This is a genomic window from Bartonella sp. AR 15-3 (genome assembly GCF_002022445.1).
Lineage (GTDB): Bacteria > Pseudomonadota > Alphaproteobacteria > Rhizobiales > Rhizobiaceae > Bartonella.
In genome coordinates, this window is sequence record NZ_MUYE01000001.1 from 1,092,688 (window position 1) to 1,112,416 (window position 19,729).

The following is a 19,729-nucleotide window of genomic DNA, read 5'->3' on the forward strand; positions in this document are numbered from 1 at the left end:
ACAAAATAAAAATTGACTATAATAATGCTTTATCAGCAATTAAAATCAGTGCAACTCATATAATATTAGCTTTCAACATCTGTGAGCGTATCATCATTCTTAAATCATCTATCGATTTTAATAGACCATTTTCTTCATAATACCAAAATGTCCAACCGTTACAACTTTGCGAAGCCTGAGCCTTTCTTCCTATCATATGAATAGATCCCGCTTCACCATCATACATAATAGTCCCATCAGCTCTAACAATAGCAGATATTTCTTTCTTCTTGTCATAAAGAATGCTCCCAGGATAAAGCAATCTTGCATCAAGCAAGCTAGAAAATGCTACGCGTGGTTCTGTCCTTTTTGTTTTTAAAATTTCTAATTCTGATTTAGCTAAAGGTTTAACTACAGCAATTCTCTCGCAGGCTGCATCAATATAATGTTGCTCGCGCTCAATCCCTACAAAATCACGACCTAAAAGTTTGGCAACAGCACCTGTCGTTCCTGAACCAAAAAATGGATCAAGAATAACATCGCCAGGTTTGCTAGAAGCCATAATAATACGTGCTAATAAGGATTGAGGCTTTTGTGTTGGATGTAATTTACGTCCTACTTTATCTTTTAAACGTTCAGCACCTGTACAGAGAGGGAACAGCCAATCTGAACGCATTTGTCGATCTTCATTGGCGGCTTTTAAAGCATCATAATTAAATGTATATTTTTTATCCTTTTGATCTCGAACAGCCCAAATAAGCGTTTCGTGAGCATTTTGAAAGCGACGCCCTCGAAAATTTGGCATAGGATTATTTTTTCGCCAAATGATATCATTAAGCATCCAAAAACCTAAATCCTGTAGCGCCGTACCAACTCGAAAAATATTATGGTAAGATCCAATAACCCAAATTGTCCCATTAGGTTTTAATACACGGCGACACGCAAGCAACCATGCGCGTGTAAAAGCATCATAAGCAGAAAAACTTTCGAACTGATCCCATGCGTCATCAACTGCATCAACGCGCGAGTAATCTGGACGATACAATACACCTTCTAATTGCAAATTATAAGGAGGATCTGCAAAAATTACATCAACAGAATGTTTAGGAAGTTTTTCTAATACTGCAACACAATCTCCTTTAAAGATTTTATTACGCCACTGCGTCTGTGAAGAAGTACAAACCCGATTTTTTTGTAGCTGAACAATTGTCATAAAAAAAACTCAACAACACGAACCGAAATAACTCTATAATTAAAATGATTAATTAATCTAATTGTCCACCATCTTCACAAAATAGAGTAAATGTATCGTTAAGCTAATTTAAATTTATTTTATTCAATGCAAGCAAAATAATTTCATATTGATAAATCTTTATTTTACTCCTTTGTAGCATATTGTTCATATTATCAAATTAATGAGAAAAATCTTTCAAGTTATATCTTTATAAAACGAGAGCTTTTAATATTATTTTATAAAAATTCTTAAACCCGTTATAATAAGGAATGTCTTATGCTACAAATTGATCTTATTATTTTTGATTGTGATGGAGTTTTAGTAGATTCCGAATATCTTATAGCAAAAATTGGATCACAATTACTTAAAGAAATAGGATATAAAATATCGCCCGAAGAATTAAGCGAACGCTATTCAGGACTTATTTTTCAAGATATTCTTAAAAAAATTGAACAAGAAATTAAGAGACCAATTTCTGCTAATCTCATAGATCAAATGGCACATCTGTTTCGCGCACAAATGAAAACTGAATTACATACTATTAACGGTGTAAAAGAAGCAATAGAAATTATTAAATCCCTTTATCCCTATTGTATTTGCTCTAATGCAATGAGCAGAGATATAAAAGATATGCTTAACACTGTTAAACTCTATCACCTTTTTGACAATAAAATATTTTCAGCACCTGAAGTTGGAACTAAAAAACCTAAACCTGCACCTGATGTTTTTCTCTTTGCTGCACAAGAATTACGTGTACGACCAGAAAATACTATTGTTGTAGAAGATTCTATTCATGGTGTACATGCTGCTGCTGCTGCAGGAATGCGTGTTATCGGCTTTACTGGAGGCCTCCACAGTTATCTTGGCCACTCTAATGCTCTTATAGAAGCCGGTGCTGAAACGGTTATTACAAAACACGCCCATTTACCCGAAACCTTAGAAGCAATGAAAATATGGAAAGATTCGCAATAAAAAGATACCTCCAACATATATTGGCTCATATACTCTCTCAGTAATTTTTGACTAAAAAATTCAACAATTACTATAAAAACTAGAATATATCCGTAAAATTAATAGCATCCTATCAGCAGTGAAGAGTAAATCATACATGCTAAAAAATGAAATATATCGAAATAAAATATAAATTTATACGCATTACTCATAGAGTAATTAATCATTACAATGAACGATATTAACATCCTTATATGAAGAGTGCTCAGTTGTACTTATGCAATATACCTGTAAGCAATATAATATTACTCTTTATATCCTATGAAAATTGAATTTTTCTAATTTGGATATCTATTAACTTGAAAGCAACAAATTTAAATTAATTTAGACTTTCAATATTATTGAAATCTTGAATTCAGCTGTTTCAAAATTGATGAAAATAACTCAAAAATATTTTTATTCTATCCTTAAAATGATATGATAATTAATAGCATGTATCAAGACAGCAACTATCTCACTAATCTATATACAGAAATTGCACTCAAAATTACCCATAACAATAAACAATCATACATCTATAATGATGATTACTCTTACTGCTGCTTACATTACTTCAATTAATGTTAATTGTTAATATTACTCATCTACCATGACTAATGTGTCTAAAAAATCTCATAGATTATAGAGAGTACTTTACAAACCATTGCTAATGATAGAAAAATAGTAAAAGACTATTTTCTTTAAAATCGTGTGCATCTTATTATAATTAGCTGCATTTATTTAAATAAAAAATATTCCAATGCTGTTATAATTGTGCATTTGGTTGATTAAACGGAGTAATGATACATGGGTGTAGATATCAGCCGCCTTAGTAATGGTTTGACTATCGCCACACATAAAATGCCACAAATTGAAAGTGTAGCGCTTGGAATATGGGTTAAAGTTGGTTCACGTAACGAAACCTTTATACAACATGGCATTGCCCATCTACTTGAACATATGGCTTTTAAAGGAACAGAAAACCGTACAGCTTTTAAAATCGCAACTGATATTGAAGATGTTGGTGGAGAAATCAATGCTACCACAAGTATTGAAACAACCGCTTATTTTGCACGTGTTCTAAAAAAAGACATTCCTCTTGCTATTGATATTCTAGCCGATATTATGACATGTTCAAAATTTGATGAAGATGAATTAGACCGTGAAAAACAAGTCATTTTCCAAGAAATTGGTGCTACTTGTGATGCTCCTGATGATATCGTTTTTGACCATTTTACTGAAACCGCCTTTCGTGATCAATCTCTCGGCCGTTCTATTTTAGGAACACAGAAAACAGTCCAATCGTTCACATCTGCTGATCTTCGCAATTTTATGAATCAACAATATAGTGCAGACCGCATGATCGTAGTTGCTGCAGGATCTATAGAACATGAAAGTTTTCTGCGTCAAGTAGAAAGTTGTCTTGGCACTTTCCGCCCCCATTCAACAGCTCCTTTAGTCAATCTTGCTAATTATATCGGTGGTGACTTTCGCGAATATCGTAATCTAATGGATACACAAATTGTACTTGGTTTTGAAGGGCGTCCATATCATGCGCATGACTTTTATACTGCTCAGATTCTTTCAATCATTCTTGGAGGAGGTATGTCATCACGCTTATTCCAAGAAATAAGAGAAAAACGCGGGTTATGTTATTCTATTTATGCTTTCCATTGGGGATTTTCAGACACTGGGCTTTTCGGTCTTCATGCTGCTACAGGACAAGAAGGATTAGAAACACTTTTACCTGTTATTCTTGATGAGCTCTACAAAATAAGTAAAAATATTCATACAAATGAACTTCAACGAGCACAGGCACAATATCGCGCTAATCTTACAATGTCACAAGAAAATCCATCTAGTCAAGCACATCTTATCGCTCGCCAAATGCTCCTTTATGGTAGACCAATTCCAATTTCTGAAATGACTGAATGTTTAGAACTTATTACCTTAGAACAGCTAACTGATCTAGCTAAACATCTTTTTATCAATTCTAGCCCAACATTAGCAGCTGTTGGCCCTATTGGTCCACTCATGAATTTTGACGACTTAGTATCAACTCTTTCGCCCACTATGAACTGTCTTCTCTAAAAGAAACGAAGAGCACTCTCTAATACTTTAATTAGATAAAATTATAATTGAACACGCATAAATTACTCTAAAACCCAATAAGCCCCAAAATATGCACACATCTTTAATGAAAATCATCATAAAAACTTTTCTTTATTAAATTAAATAAATTTGAAAAATTTTTATCAAAAAAACGAGCAAAACTGCCTAATTAACACCTCATATGATAAATAATTTAATCAACAAGAATACATTGCGTAAAATCTAACAATAAATGGTTGATATTTTTCCTTTTAAAAAGAACAAAATTCCGTTAATTTTGGGACTCGTTAGTATGAGCAGATATCTGGTCTATTTTTGTATAAAATCTATGTGATTTTTTCAAAAGAAAATGACAACCGCTCTTTATAAAAAGAATAACTAATGAAGTGGAAGAATTTCCTCGAAAATCTCGTTTAAGATTAAATAGCTTCAAATACTGAGAGTGAGGCAGCGTGAAGAGTTTTGGAAAAATAATCAATATTGTCCTTGTCATAATAATTAGTCTTTTTGTATGCCTTTCATCAGCACAAGCAATCGAACCAATCAAAATTTCTCCTCAGGATATAGCTCTTGATTTGTCTAAAGCTATTGAAATTCATCGCACTAATAACCCTATCTTCCAAACCAGTACAGCACCAGGACCGGATGGTATTATATGGCGTATTGAAGTACAGGCAAAAAGTGAAAATTTTTCCGGAAACTGGGCAGTATTTTCCCTTGCGAATCCAACAGATGAACAAATTGATCGTCTCATTGTAGTACCCCATTATCGTATGGCTCATTCGGGTCTTCTGTGGCCAGATCTTGGATCAGTACGTATTGAATCCATCACTCCAAGTGCAGGTTTTTCCCTTGATCGTCAAACTAATGCAAATGCAGATATTTTTCGTATCACTCTCAACCCTGGCACTGTAATTACATTTGTTGCAGAGTTAAGCTCTAAAAATCTACCACAAATCTACTTATGGCAGCCTGAAGCTTACAAAGATACAATTAATTCTTATACACTTTATCATGGTATTCTTCTTGGTATATCAGGACTTTTGGCGCTCCTATTAACTATTTTATTTGTCGTTCGTGGGACAAGTCTTTTCCCTGCAACAGCTGCTGTTGCTTGGGCTGTTCTTTTTTACATTGGTATTGATTTTAACTTTTGGAATAAGCTCTTTGCAATTACACCAATAACAGAACCAATTTGGCGTGCTGGTACAGAAGTTGCACTTGCTGCAACACTCTCTATTTTTCTATTTACTTATCTGTGTCTTAACCGCTGGCATTATCACTTTAGCTACGGTGCAATTATATGGATTATATCTCTCTGCGGATTAGGAGCATTTGCTATTTATGATCCCACTAGAGCAGCTGGAATCGCTCGCTTATCATTTGGGCTTACAGCTATACTCGGGATTATATTGATCAGCTATTTTTCAATCCGTAGATATGACCGTGCAATCATGCTTATTCCAACATGGTTATTAATTAGCTTTTGGTCTCTTGAAGCTTATGCCTGCATAATAGGATATTTAGATAATGATATTGTTCAACCAGCTCTAGCAGGAGGATTGGTGCTCATTGTTCTTCTTATCAGCTTTCTTGTCATGCAACAAACATTTTCTAATGATGCTTTCTATGAGGGCATTTTTTCCGATCTCGAACGACAAGTTCTGGCAGCTAGAGGAGCCGGAAGTATTATTTGGGACTGGAATGTCGAACGTGACCGCATTGTTGTTCACCCAGATATGGCAGCCATTTTTGGTGCTAACAACTGCAAACTCAACGGTACTATGAGCGACTGGATTTCAGCCTTGCATTATGATGATCGTGAGCGCTTTCAAGCTGTTTTAAATATTATTCTTGCACATAAAAAAGGACGTATTGATCAGATTTTTCGGCTCTCTTCCGGTGGGGGCCATTATCATTGGTTTTCTCTGCGTGCACGCCCAGCTATCCAAAAAGACGGAAAGATTACTCGCGTTATCGGGAGTATTGTCAATATCACTAATCACAAAAAAGCCGAAGAACGTTTACTATACGATGCAATTCATGATAGCTTGACCGGTCTTCCTAATCAACAAATTTTTCTCGATAGATTACAAAATTATAGCTCTTTAGCTAAAGCAAATATAAAAATTAAACCAACAATTTTTATGATTGATTTTGACAACTTTCGTCAAATTAATCGTAAACTAGGTATAGCGGTTGGGGATACTGTCCTCTTAATAATTGCGCGTCGTTTGAGCCGCCTTATTAACCTACAAGACAGCTTATCACGCCTTTCTGCAGACCGTTTTGCAATTATTTTACTCAGCGAAACAGAACCCCAAAAAATTGCAATGTTCGCAAATCATCTGCACAAAACAATTTCAGCTCCTATTACTCTTGAAGAAAAAACTATAACGCTTTCTTCATCCATTGGATTGGTTACGTGGAGTGATAACAAATCAACTGCTCAAAATATTTTCAATGACAGTGAGCTGGCAATGATCCATGCAAAACAAATGGGTGGTAATCACATTGAACCTTTCCGTCCCAATTTTCGTACTTTAAACCTCGAGCATAATAATATCAACAAAGATATTCATCACGCTATCAAGCGTAATGAAATAAAAATTCTCTATCATCCTATTCTTAATTTATCAGATGGGCAAATTATTGGTTTTGAAACAATCGTGGAATGGCACCATCCAAATCACGGAAATTTAAATGTCCATGATTTTATCAAAATCGTAGAAAGCGAACAGCTCGTTATGGATTTAGTAGAATTCATCGTTGATCGCGCTATAATAGATCTTATAAATATACAAGAAAAATGTGCTAAAAATCCTTTCTTTATTTCTATCAACTTACCAAGTGCAGAAATGATTCATCCTGACTTTATAAGTCAACTACGCTCTTCTCTTCTTCGCAATCCGGTCAGTAAAGGACGATTGATGATAGAAATATCTGAGCTTGTTTTACGAAAAAATCCTGAACAATCAGCTCATTTTTTTGAACAGATTAAAGCATTGGGAATGAATCTGGCATTAGATAATTTTGGAACAGGTTATTCACCACTTACATATCTTGTCCGTTATCCATTCGACATGGTCAAATTAGATCGTTCACTTATCTCTATCGATTCACATAATAAAAAACTTGTACTTAAATCAATTATCAGAATGGCTACTGATCTTAATTTACAAATCATAGCAGAAGGCGTAGAAAACGAAAAAGAAGCTATTTTTTTAAGACAAGAAGGTTGTAAATATGTTCAAAGCACAACCGTCACTAAACCAATTGCCGTCGAAGAATTAATTGCTCTTGTTCAAAATCACTTCTCTTTATAATTAAGTAACGTTATAAAACGAATAATCTATGCATGACCTACTTCAGAAATAAGAGAAGTTGGATTAATTCCAATGCGAATGAGGCTTTCATCATACTTACTACTAATATCGCTTTCAAAAAGAAAATTAGGAGATGTAGGACTAATTAACCAACCATTTGTATAAATCTCTGTTTCAAGCTGTCCTGCTTTCCACCCAGCATAGCCCAAAGCTATAAGAGCATGTTGAGGCCCTCTCTCACAACTCATAGCTTTTAATACATCAAGGGTTGTAGTAAGATAAATTTCGTCTGTAACAGATATAGTCGCTTCACCAGCATAATCATCTGAATGCAATACAAAACCACGAGACGTATCAATAGGCCCACCACAGCGTATTGGAAACTTTTTAATTGGCTCAGAAAGATAATTTTTTTGATTTTGGTTAATCACTCCTAGCTGAAGCAAAAGTTCAGGAAAATTAATATTGTGTAACTGATTGAGAATAATTCCCATAGCACCAGCATTAGAATGGGCACAAATATAGATAACAGAACGAACAAAGCGCTTGTCATTCATTCCAGGCATTGCTATCAGCAACTGTCCATTCAAAAATCCTTCATGCTGTTTCATAATTTGATAGTCTCCACAATCTAATTTTTGACTTCAACTAAATCAGTATCAGTAAAGAATAAAGATCAAATGAAAAAATTGCAAATATTTCAAAATTTACAAAAAATTACAAATATTTTTCAGAAAAATCTCTTAGTAACTTTGAAAATAATACTCATATTTTTAGGATTTTTCTACTTTCTTGCTAATGCTCAAGCAAAACAAAAACCATATCTTATTGCAACACCTTGGCATGAATCAGAAGGTGGCTATGCTAGATTAGCTATAACTTCATCTTCCCTTTCTGGAATAAAAAGTGGTATTATTGAAATTACGTTAAGACCAAAATGGAAAACTTATTGGCGAAACCCAGGAGATTCCGGTATGGCACCATTTTTTAATTTCAACCAACAAGTATCTTATGAAATTTTTTATCCTACACCACAGCTCTATCAAACAGAAAATGATTGGTCATTAGGTTATAAAAATAAAGTCGTACTTCCCTTTAATATCTCTAGTTCAGACGAAAATCTAAGTGGTTCTTTAACCCTTGGAATGTGTAATGAAATTTGTATCCCTCTTACTATCAATTTTAATTTTTCCTCATCTACTCAAAATAATACTTCTCTTTCTCTATCCTTATTAAAAAAAGCTCAAGATGCTTTACCTCGTACAGCCCATAATGCATTTAAAATACATGCTGAAAAAAATGAAAATACCCTCTTAATAAAAATAAAAAATAATAAAATAATCACAACTTCTGCTCTCTTTTTAGATGGAGGTTTAATGCAAATTGGACCAACAAAAAAGATAAGTGATCACGAAGGATATGCAGTCTTTAATGCACCGATATATTACGATTCAGATGAATTGAACAAAACAGTTTTTTATACTGTTTCTTATCAAGACCATGCCTTCAGCGGAACATTTACAATAAATACACAATCAAGTCATACTATCATTCCATGAAATAAAAAATTATGTTGAAAAATACCTATTCTCACGATATTCAGTAATTGCCTTACGTGCGAGTGCGTCTGCGCGCTCATTATCTGGATGGCCCGCATGTCCTTTTATCCAGTACCATCTGATATTATGGTGAGAACAGGCATCATCAAGGGCTTGCCATAACTTCATATTTTTAACAGGACTTTTCGATGCAGCGCACCAATTATTTTTTTTCCATCGCTCAATCCACGTAGAAATCCCATTACGTACGTAGGCTGAGTCTGTATAAAGATCAACCAAACATGATTCCTTCAAAGCATTTAACGCGCGAATTGCCGCCATAAGTTCCATTTGATTATTGGTCGTATATACTTCTCCACCATAAAGCTCACGTTCATGACCATTCCAGCGTAAAACTGCCCCCCATCCTCCCAAGCCAGGATTTCCCGAACAAGCACCATCTGTATAAATTTCAACGACTTTTTTTTGATCTAACATAACATAAACACAACTCTACCTCAGCCAAGAAGTTCAATTACTGCAAAAATAAAGTTCATGCCAATATTTCAACAATTTTTTTTGAATAACAAAACTACATTGCCTGTCCAATATAACATAATTATGATATAATTACTTTTTGAAACACTGATCATAACAAGAAAAACTATATCGGATACAAATGTCGTATAGGGATACATAAAAGATAAATTATTTTCTAAGAAACATAAAGTGAATAGTTGTTGTATTTTATAAAACCCTAGACTTCCAGCATCCTCTCTTTTTCCTCGTTTTTAAAAGCAAACTTACTGACTAACATGCTAAAATGCGTTGGGCTATAATATCCTATATAACTGCTACTATTCTTCTTTTATTTTATAAATGCCATTATCATTACTTTTGTTTTTTAATACTTCTGCTCGTCCCTTAATAAAGGCTATATCTTGAGAGGATAGACTGATATCACGCAATTCACGATTTACTAGAAATGTTTCCGTCTCAACTATAGTTTCAGCCAATTCTATTTTGATATCATAACGTGCACGAAACGCTGTAATGATTTCATCAACAATAATTTCAGGAGCTGATGCTCCCGCTGAAAGGCTAATGACTGAAAGAACACCTAGATTATCAAAATCAATTTCATCAGCACGCTGTATTAAAATAGATCGACGCGCGCCAAATCTCTCAGCAACTTCCACCAAACGTTTAGAATTAGATGAATTCGGCGAACCAACAATTAAAAATAAATCACTTCCTAATGCCGCTGCCTTAACAGCATCTTGTCGGTTAGTAGTGGCGTAACAAATTGATTCAGCTGCTGGAGCTGCTAACGCAGGAAAACGCTGTTGTAATACATTAAGAATCTGTGCTGTATCTTCAACAGAGAGTGTTGTTTGTGTTACAAATCCTAATTTATTTGGATTATTTGGTTGATAACATAAAGCATCTTCTACAGTTTCAATCAATGTAACATTCCCTTCTTCAAGCTGTCCCATAGTTCCAATTACTTCAGGATGGCCTGCATGACCAATCAATATAACATGACGGCCATGACGTTGATGACGAATTGCTTGCTTATGGACTTTAGAAACTAACGGACATGTCGCATCAAGATAAAATAAATTATAACGAATAGCTTCTTCTTCTACAGATTTTGGCACACCATGAGCAGAAAACACAACAGGTCGACTACGATGCACTTCAGGTATCTCACAAAGTTCTTCAACAAAAATGGCGCCTCGTTGCTGCAACCCCTCAACGACATAGCGGTTATGTACAATTTCATGACGAACATACACAGGAGAACCATATTTTTTCAATGCAAGAATAACAATCTGGATAGCACGATCAACACCAGCGCAAAACCCGCGTGGTCCACAAAGGCGAATTATTAAAGGAGGAAGTATAGACAAAATTTACCTTCAATATTTATAAATTCTTACCCAAATTATAATATATCATTGTTACTTTAATATACGAAATGTTTCCTATATACAAGATGATTTCTCTTAAAAGACTAATAATCACCATTTATCTAAAAAAATGGCGCAATAAACGTTAGTTACAACTTCTCTTTTTGTAAAATAAAGCGGTAGCAGGTCACTATTCTCGCTAAAATCAGAGAAATAACTGTATACACCATACAAACCGTTGATTAGTAATATCTAATTAAGAACTTTTAATCATTATCTTCTCATAGCAGAAATAGATTAACGGAATTAATACCTACAAAATCCCTCATATTTAAATGAAGATGTTTATTTATTAGGGGAACGTGGGCCCGGAGGGACTCGAACCCCCAACCAAGCGGTTATGAGCCGCTGGCTCTAACCAATTGAGCTACAGGCCCCACAGAGATTTTCTCTAAACTAAAATATCCTATTATACAAGAGCTTGCTTTAATTATACTGCGTCTTTTTTTCTTTCTTTTTGTTTTTTTCTTCCAACACTCTAATTACTTTACAATGAGCACCAAAAATGGAAAAGTAATAGAGTACATATATTATAAGGAATGAACATGACTAAAATAATTTTCCAACTGTCCAATATCTACCGAATTCAGTTGTCGATATTGACTGTATTATCTATACTCACTACTTCACTCGTCGTACATGCGGAAGAAACAATCAAAGATGCATCAACAATTACAGTTACAGCAACTGGTGAAAACCAGGCAACACCAGATATGGCGATTATCAATCTAGCTGTTGTTACTTATGACGTAACTGCTCAAAAAGCCTTAGCAGCAAATAATAAATTTATGAATGATATTATGAATACTTTTAAAAATAATGGTATTCACGCAAATGACTTGCAAACATCAGGCTTATCTATTTACCAAATAACCTCAGACAAAAAACAAGAAAAAAAGAACAATGAAATAACTTACCATGTTTCAAATTCTTTAACAGTAAATATCCGTGATTTAGCCAATGCCGGTAAACTATTTGACCAAGCAATGGCACTTGGTGTTAATTCTGTTAATGGAATTACCTTTACCAATGCTAATACAAAGCCATTGTATAAAGAAGCACGTAAAAAAGCTGTTACTGAAGCTATTGCAAAAGCAGAAACTTTAGCTCAAGCAGCCAATGTGAAATTAGGAAAGATTATTAAAATTAATGAAAGTAATAACGAATACTATCCAACACCACGCCTCATGAGTAGAGCGCAACCTGCAGACTATGCAGATACAAATTTTTCAGGAGGCGAATTAAATTATCATGTTAGTGTCACTATAACATTTGCTATCGACGAATAATCATCAATCACTTAGTAAAAAATTATATCATCGGCTTTTGTAGAGAATTCCGATGATATATTGACAATAAGATTCTATTGATGATAGTTCATCATCATGAATTTTAATCTGCTCACGTGCAGAAAATTGAGTTTGATGTACTGTTTGAAAATCTTTTGAGACTAATGGATGCCACCACGGAAGATCTTTACCCTCATTCACCAGCCTATAAGCACAACTTTCTGGCAACCAACGAGCTGTTTTAACCGTAATAATATCTAATAATATACAATCTGGAATAATTGATTTACGGTGATTATAGTTCTTACATTGACACGTATATTTATCCAAAAGACGACATGCAACACTAGTTGCATAGATATCACCAGTATCGTCATCTTCTAATTTATGCAAGCAACAACACCCACAACCATCACAAAGATTTTCCCACTCAGTAATAGACATTTCTTCTAATTTTTTACTTTTCCAAAAGGGAAGCTCTTTACTCATAAACAGGATCTACTTTTTTCATAAGACAATTCTTTTAAAGAATAAATAAAATTCAATCTATTATTCAGATCACATTTTTTATCTATATTTAAATGTGCTGTTCTTTTTAATTAAGAATCAAGAAAGCTCCGTAATTTCCGTGAACGGCTAGGATGTTTCAACTTACGAAGCGCTTTTGCTTCGATTTGACGAATACGCTCGCGGGTAACTGAAAACTGTTGACCAACTTCTTCTAATGTATGATCAGTATTCATTCCAATACCAAAACGCATTCGTAAAACACGCTCTTCACGTGGCGTTAATGAAGCAAGAATACGCGTTGTTGTATCTCGTAAATTAGCCTGAATAGCTGCATCAATTGGTAATAATGCGTTTCTATCCTCAATAAAATCACCTAAATGAGAAGCATCCTCATCACCAACAGGTGTTTCAAGTGAGATAGGTTCTTTTGCAATCTTAAGCACTTTTCGCACTTTTTCCAACGGCATAGAAAGCTTGCTAGAGAGTTCTTCTGGTGTTGGTTCACGCCCAATTTCATGTAAAATTTGGCGCGATGTACGAACAATTTTATTAATTGTCTCAATCATGTGAACAGGAATACGAATGGTACGTGCCTGATCAGCGATAGACCGCGTAATTGCTTGACGTATCCACCATGTCGCATAAGTTGAAAATTTATATCCACGCCGATATTCGAATTTATCAACAGCTTTCATCAAGCCTATATTGCCTTCCTGAATAAGATCAAGAAATTGTAAACCACGATTAGTGTATTTTTTGGCAATTGAAATCACAAGACGCAAATTAGCTTCCACCATTTCCTTTTTAGCAATATTCGCTTCACGCTCCCCTTTCTGTACTTGCGTAACAATTCGGCGAAATTCACTAATTGAAATAGCAGTTTCTTGCGCAAGATTTTGTATTTCACTACGCAAACTTTGAATGGCTTTAGCTTCACAAGTTGAAAATTCTTTCCAACCACGCCCTGATAAAGTTGTAATATAATTAATCCAATCCACATCCAACTCACGACCTTGATATTCTCTTAAAAAATCTTCATGCCCAATGCCATAGTTACTAGCAAGCCTCTTCAATTTACCTTCGCTATGTATTAACCGCTTATTAATATCGTATAATTGCTCGACTAATGCCTCAATACGATTTTGATTTAAAGAAAGAGATTTTACTGCTTGGATTAAAGCATCTTTCAATTGAGTATATTGTTTCCTTTGTGCAGATGAAAGAAGCTTTTCTTTACGATGTGATAGGCTGCTTTCAACTTGTTGATCTTGTAACTTGCGTAATTTTACATAAGTTTCAGCAATAAAATCTAAAGTTTCCACAATCTGAGGACACAACTCATGTTCCATTGCCGCAAGCGATAAATTAACTTCATCGTCTTCTTCGTCATCATCTTCACTTCTTATATCCTCTTTAAGATCATTCACATCATGCATGCTAGAAGATGGTGTTTCTTCTTTTATTTTTTTGACTTCACTTCCATCAATAATGGGAGCCTGCTTCGCTTCTGGACCAGAATAAGTCATCTCAAGGTCAATAATTTCACGAAGAAGAATACGCTGCTCTTGCAACTCTTCACGCCAAATAATTAAAGCTTGAAATGTTAAAGGACTCTCACAAAGACCAGAAATCATCGTTTCACGTCCAGCCTCAATACGTTTAGCAATAGCAATTTCACCCTCACGCGAGAGTAATTCAACAGCTCCCATTTCACGTAAATACATACGAACTGGATCATCAGTTCGGTCGGCTACTTCACGTTTAGATGTTGTTGCAACCGCATAATTTGTAGCTTCTACTAAATCGCCCCCTTCTATTGTGATTTCTTCCTCATATTGTTCAGCCTCAATTTCATCTTCATCATCTATAACGCTAATACCCATCTCAGAGAACATTGCCAATATATCTTCAATTTGTTCAGATGTGATTTCTTCAGCAGAAAGGGCTGCATTCAACTCATCCATCATCACGTAACCATTTTTTTGGGCAAGTTTAATCATTTTTTTGATAGCATCATCGGAAAAATCAAGAAGAGAACCATCCGAGCTCACTTTGCCCATTTCTTCCACATTATCTTTTTGTTTAACCTTTGTTGCCATACTGTTAACTCCACTTGATCACTCGGTAAGCTTCATGTGATCAGCTTATTTATTCTTACTTAGCACATTAAAATTTTTATATGCACTTTTTACAGGATTAATCTTCTATTCAAAAAGACACACTCTTGTATACACCTTTTTACGCAAAAACACGGGAAAACTACAGAAACCACCCCAATATATCTCAGTCTTTCTGAGATAATATCTGCACCACATAATAAGAACCAATTTCCCGCTTTTCCTAAAATTTCATCATCATTCTTTACAAAAACTTCATTTCAATAATAGGGTTTTTATATCAGACTTGGTGACTGATTCGCTTTTAAAAAGCGAATCATTTTATTCTATTTCAGCTTACCCTCATCTATTTTTCGCAAAACCAGGATCCAAATCCCTCAATTAAAGCTTCTAATGCTTTCGTTCGTTCCAATTCAGCTTTTACCTCACGAAGTAAATCAAAAACTTCATCTCTAGGATTTTTTATGAGTTGTTCTTCGATATCTTGTAGTCTCTTATGTAGGTGGTGTTCTTGGAGATGCAAGTAGATAGCTTGCTTTAATACAGCACGAGCGTCCTCTATAGGAGCTCCTCCGGAAGTAATCCGCATACCAACTCTTTGCGCAAGGTTATCTATATGCTCTAAAATAGTTTTTTTCCCTTTTTTTTCTAAAAGTACAGACATTGTTTCTTTATCACATAACTGTTGACTCCCAAGAATTTCTAACATGGATTGATGTAAGCTTATTAATTGAGCATTTTTTAATTCTAATTCTGCAAAAACGTCAAAATCCTCGTACCATAGCTCAGGATAGTAAGCTAAAATCAGCAAAATAACTGCTTCACGTAAAGGAATAAAATGTTTTGAACTACGAACTATATTAGAATTTTCTAATGCAGAAAAAGATTGGTCGTTAAACATTCCATCTTTTTGATTTTGAATATATTCCCTTTGATTCTTTTGCTTTAAAAAAGATGAACGAAAAAAATCGAAGAGTCGTCTTTTTATATCTTGAAAATAATAGCGACGTATATCTTGATCCTTAATCGTTGATATCTGCTGTTTTAGTTCTCGCTCTAATGCAGCACGTGCTTCTGGAGTTGGAAAATGTTTTCCAAAAGTAGCGCGCCACCATAAAAGCTCAATCAATGGAATTGATTTTTGAACAAAAGAAGAAAAAAGATGTGCATCTCCTGCACGAATCATTTCATCTGGATCTTTCCCATTTGGCAATAGAACAAAACGCACAGACTTTCCTGCTCTTAAAAGAGGAAGCACACGATCAGCAACACGGAAAGCAGCTTTTAAACCAGCACTATCTCCATCAAAACACAAAATCGGATCAGATTCCATTTGCCATAAAAGTCTAATTTGCGTTTCTGTTAATGCTGTTCCTAAAGGAGCAACAACTTTTTCAAAACCAGCCTTAGTTAAAGCAATTACATCCATATAGCCTTCAACAACAAGAACGGAATATGCTTCTCCCTTTTCGGAGATACGACTATTTTTATGGACAGATGCTGCATTATAAAGCATATTACCCTTATGAAAAAGAACCGTTTCAGGACTGTTTAAGTATTTTGCTCGTGCATTTTCATCTAACGAGCGCCCGCCAAAAGCAACCACACGGCCGCGTAAATCTTGAATAGGAAATATAATGCGATTTCTAAACCGATCATAAGGAGTAGAAATATCTTCACCAGATATAAGTAGACCACAATCCTCCATTTGCTTTAGCGAAATACCACGTACACTCAAGGCATCTTTCAAAGTTGTACGCCCCACCGAAGCAAAACCAATCTGAAAACGCTTTGCAAGTTCTAATGTAACACCACGTTCATAAAGATAATGACGTGCTTGGGCTCCAATTTGATGATGTAAGTTATTTTGAAAAAAATCCGTAGCTATTTTCATGACATCATAAAGATCATTTTTTTTCATTTCATCTTTATGATTTTGTAAATCAAAGGTAGGTAATTTCATACCTGCAAAATTAGCTAAGCGCTCTACAGATTCGGAAAAACGCAATCCATCAAGTTCGCAAAGAAAGGTAAAAATATCACCGCTTGTATTACAGCCGAAACAATAATAACGACCCTGACGATCATCACAATGAAAACTTGGAGTCTTTTCACCATGAAATGGGCAACAACACCAAAAATCACCACGTGAAGGCTTACTTTTTTTTTTATCAAATGTCACCCTTTGACCAATAACTACTGAAATTGGTAACCTGGCACGAATCTCATCAAGGAAATCAGGCGGAATACGCATTATCTCTCACAGAGTTTAAAAATTCTTTATTTGCATTTTAATTACTTTAAAGCATAATTCCAATACTTCCTCTTAAATAATAAATGAATTTCTAAATAAATAACCACATATGATTCAAAAATGGAGACAGCAAAAGTGCCTAAATTTCTTGTTCAATATCCATCACTAGAAATGATATCTTGGTTAATTGTTCTAGTTCTCATTGCACTTTTAGTTAATTTTTTAACACGTATCTTACTTATTCGTGGAAAAAAACAACTCGCTACTTTTCTCCACCAAAATACAACTACCGACATTGAAAATATTACTAAGTATATAGCTCATATTGCGTCGGCTTTTATTCTTTTAACGGGTATCAATTTTATATCTACATTGCCCAACATACTCAGTACAATTATCCGAAATGTTTCTAATGCCTTTATCATTTTTATCGTTGCTTTAACAATTTCTGCTCTTTTTAATATCATTAATACCTTTTACGAACAAAGACCTGCAGCGAGGTTAAAGCCAATAAAAGGATACATTCAAATAGCTAAAATTGCGCTTTTTACTCTTACTGCTATTTTTATCTTAGCCACATTAATAGACCGATCGCCTCTTATCCTTTTTTCTGGTCTTGGTGCAATGGCAGCCGTTTTGATCTTGATCTTTCAAGATACATTACTTTCTCTTGTTGCAGGAATTCAAATTTCATCTACCGATATGGTACGCGTCGGAGATTGGATTGAAATTCCTAATCTTGGCGCGGATGGTGATGTCATTGAAATTGCTCTCCATACTGTGAAAGTTCAAAACTTTGATAAAACAATTACCACAGTTCCTATCCGTAAACTGGTAACTGATCCTTTTAAAAACTGGCGTGGTATGCAAGAGTCAGGTGGGCGACGTATCAAACGATCCCTATTTATTGATCAAGCAAGTATCCGCTTTCATACAAAAAAAGAAGAAGAATATTTGGCACGATTTAATCTACTAGAAAACTACTTTGCACAAAAAATACCCGAAATTAATGAATGGAATACTCGCTTAGAAAAAAATAACAACATACCAGCTAATACTCGCCGTTTAACTAATATCGGTACTTTCCGAGCTTATGTGTTATCTTATCTAAGAGAGCATCTAAATATCAAAAAAAATACAACTTTAATGACACGGCAATTACCTCCCACGCCGAATGGTTTACCTTTAGAAATTTATTGCTTTACGAATACCACCGTTTGGGAAGAATATGAACAAATTCAAGCTGATATTTTTGATCACCTTTATTCTGTTCTCCCTGAATTTGGTCTCAAAATTTTTCAAAATCCATGTGGCTATGACTTAATACGTGCAAGCTATAATCTAAAAAATACATTGAAAACAAAATAATAAACTTTAATTACGTCTATTCTTTAAAAAACTTGAAGTCATAAAATAACAATTTATTCAATTTAGAAGAACGAAGAATGCTCCCAAATTCTTATCTAAGAGATTTTTTTGCGCAAATAAACAGCTAATCCTTACTTTCTTTGAAAGAATAATTATCTTTTCAGTATAAATTCAATTCAGTCATTGCGTAAGAAAATCAACAAAAAACCATCATAAATTTCTAAACAACAAGTTCTCTTTAATTAAGACAACAAATAAACCTTGACTTTGAAAAGACTTACTCTAAGTTCTACTTCAGTTAAAGATAATAGTTTAAGTTTAGACATAGGAGAGTGAAATGGAAGATACGTATATCAGCTGGATCTTAGCTATTATTGTTGGTGGACTTGCAGGTTGGATTGCACAATATTTTATGAAAAGTCGAACAGGAATATTTTTAAATATTATCTTAGGTGTTGCTGGTTCTGCATTAGCCAGTTTCCTTTTAAGCTTTTTAGAAATTAATCTTGCTGGTTGGCTTGGTTATCTAATTTCCGGCTTTATTGGAGCCTGTATCCTTATATGGATTGGCAAAAAAGTTCGATCATAAAATACTTACTCATCTTTTTAAGAGTGTTCTCTATTGCCTTTTAAAGCAAATTAAGCCCTGTTTTTGTTGTTGAACTATAGCAATAATAAATTCAGGATATAATTGCCTTATTTACAACTCTTTTACAACATTACCTAGTATAAAAAAGATACCTCGCATAGCATTCCTTTACAGTATCTCGATTTTCTATATCGTGTATTTAGTTTTCTTTCAAACTTAACAAAATCCTATGCAATGTTTTTCTCATCAATCCAATGCAGAAAAGTTCACAACTTGTGACACCTCACTGTTTTTTTGCTTCATTCTAAGTAATTAATTTCTCTATAAATAATATAGAATAAAAGAAATTCATAATACAGTTTTAGAAAACTCAAAACTGGCTCTTTACCTCCTTATAGAATATACTTATACTTTAACTCTAAGTGAAAATTACAATAACAATATACAGCA

At 34.3% G+C, this 19,729-nt stretch carries 14 protein-coding genes and 1 tRNA gene; 7 read left to right on the top strand and 8 right to left on the bottom strand.

Going from position 1 to position 19,729, the window contains the following annotated elements; all coding sequences use genetic code 11:
• Positions 1–55 precede the first annotated feature (55 nt).
• Positions 56–1,192 (bottom strand): site-specific DNA-methyltransferase, encoded by a 1,137-nt coding sequence (locus tag BAR153v2_RS04865; RefSeq protein ID WP_078680551.1) that lies wholly within the window; start codon positions 1,190–1,192, stop codon positions 56–58.
• A 297-nt stretch (positions 1,193–1,489) separates the two neighbouring features.
• Here BAR153v2_RS04865 and BAR153v2_RS04870 point away from each other — a divergent pair, with 297 nt between their 5' ends.
• From BAR153v2_RS04870 to BAR153v2_RS04880, 3 genes are all read left to right on the top strand, one after another.
• Positions 1,490–2,185 carry an HAD family phosphatase gene (locus BAR153v2_RS04870; RefSeq protein WP_078680552.1) on the top strand — a complete coding sequence of 232 codons (696 nt, stop codon included), beginning with the start codon at positions 1,490–1,492 and terminating at the stop codon, positions 2,183–2,185.
• A gap of 825 nt (positions 2,186–3,010) precedes the next feature.
• Positions 3,011–4,294, top strand: a complete 1,284-nt coding sequence (locus BAR153v2_RS04875) for a pitrilysin family protein (RefSeq protein ID WP_078680553.1) — start codon at positions 3,011–3,013, stop codon at positions 4,292–4,294.
• A gap of 473 nt (positions 4,295–4,767) precedes the next feature.
• Positions 4,768–7,641: an EAL domain-containing protein gene (locus BAR153v2_RS04880; RefSeq protein WP_078680554.1), complete on the top strand. Its 2,874-nt coding sequence runs from the start codon at positions 4,768–4,770 to the stop codon at positions 7,639–7,641.
• 26 nt (positions 7,642–7,667) lie between these two features.
• Here the strand turns inward: BAR153v2_RS04880 and BAR153v2_RS04885 are convergent, their stop codons facing one another.
• Positions 7,668–8,252, bottom strand: coding sequence for a YqgE/AlgH family protein (locus BAR153v2_RS04885; protein ID WP_078680555.1), 585 nt, complete (start codon positions 8,250–8,252; stop codon positions 7,668–7,670).
• Between the two features lie 69 nt (positions 8,253–8,321).
• On the opposite strand from BAR153v2_RS04885, the gene BAR153v2_RS04890 reads away from it, so the two are divergent.
• Positions 8,322–9,200: a protein-disulfide reductase DsbD domain-containing protein gene (locus tag BAR153v2_RS04890; RefSeq protein ID WP_078680556.1), complete on the top strand. Its 879-nt coding sequence runs from the start codon at positions 8,322–8,324 to the stop codon at positions 9,198–9,200.
• Positions 9,201–9,209: 9 nt separating this feature from the next.
• Here BAR153v2_RS04890 and rnhA read toward each other — a convergent pair whose 3' ends face one another.
• The 3 genes from rnhA to BAR153v2_RS04905 all read right to left on the bottom strand — a co-directional run bounded on the left by rnhA (position 9,210) and on the right by BAR153v2_RS04905 (position 11,529).
• Positions 9,210–9,677 carry a ribonuclease HI gene (gene rnhA / locus BAR153v2_RS04895; protein ID WP_078680557.1) on the bottom strand — a complete coding sequence of 156 codons (468 nt, stop codon included), beginning with the start codon at positions 9,675–9,677 and terminating at the stop codon, positions 9,210–9,212.
• Positions 9,678–10,036: 359 nt separating this feature from the next.
• On the bottom strand, positions 10,037–11,092 hold the full coding sequence (gene ispH, locus BAR153v2_RS04900; protein ID WP_078680558.1) for a 4-hydroxy-3-methylbut-2-enyl diphosphate reductase: 1,056 nt from the start codon (positions 11,090–11,092) through the stop codon (positions 10,037–10,039).
• Positions 11,093–11,455: 363 nt separating this feature from the next.
• Positions 11,456–11,529: transfer RNA gene (locus tag BAR153v2_RS04905), tRNA-Ile, on the bottom strand.
• A 168-nt stretch (positions 11,530–11,697) separates the two neighbouring features.
• Here BAR153v2_RS04905 and BAR153v2_RS04910 point away from each other — a divergent pair.
• Entirely contained in the window at positions 11,698–12,441 is a 744-nt protein-coding gene (locus BAR153v2_RS04910) for an SIMPL domain-containing protein (RefSeq protein ID WP_078680559.1), read from the top strand.
• Positions 12,442–12,468: 27 nt separating this feature from the next.
• Here the strand turns inward: BAR153v2_RS04910 and BAR153v2_RS04915 are convergent, their stop codons facing one another.
• The 3 genes from BAR153v2_RS04915 to dnaG all read right to left on the bottom strand — a co-directional run bounded on the left by BAR153v2_RS04915 (position 12,469) and on the right by dnaG (position 17,322).
• Positions 12,469–12,930, bottom strand: a complete 462-nt coding sequence (locus tag BAR153v2_RS04915; RefSeq protein WP_078680560.1) for a YcgN family cysteine cluster protein — start codon at positions 12,928–12,930, stop codon at positions 12,469–12,471.
• 110 nt (positions 12,931–13,040) lie between these two features.
• Entirely contained in the window at positions 13,041–15,050 is a 2,010-nt protein-coding gene (rpoD, locus tag BAR153v2_RS04920; protein WP_078680561.1) for an RNA polymerase sigma factor RpoD, read from the bottom strand.
• Positions 15,051–15,414: 364 nt separating this feature from the next.
• Positions 15,415–17,322, bottom strand: a complete 1,908-nt coding sequence (gene dnaG, locus BAR153v2_RS04925) for a DNA primase (RefSeq protein ID WP_078680562.1) — start codon at positions 17,320–17,322, stop codon at positions 15,415–15,417.
• A 135-nt stretch (positions 17,323–17,457) separates the two neighbouring features.
• Between dnaG and BAR153v2_RS04930 the strand changes: the two genes are divergently transcribed.
• Entirely contained in the window at positions 17,458–18,690 is a 1,233-nt protein-coding gene (locus tag BAR153v2_RS04930) for a mechanosensitive ion channel family protein (RefSeq protein WP_078680966.1), read from the top strand.
• A 337-nt stretch (positions 18,691–19,027) separates the two neighbouring features.
• A complete protein-coding gene (locus tag BAR153v2_RS04935) occupies positions 19,028–19,279 on the top strand; it encodes a GlsB/YeaQ/YmgE family stress response membrane protein (protein WP_078680563.1) in 252 nt (83 codons plus the stop codon).
• Positions 19,280–19,729 lie beyond the last annotated feature (450 nt).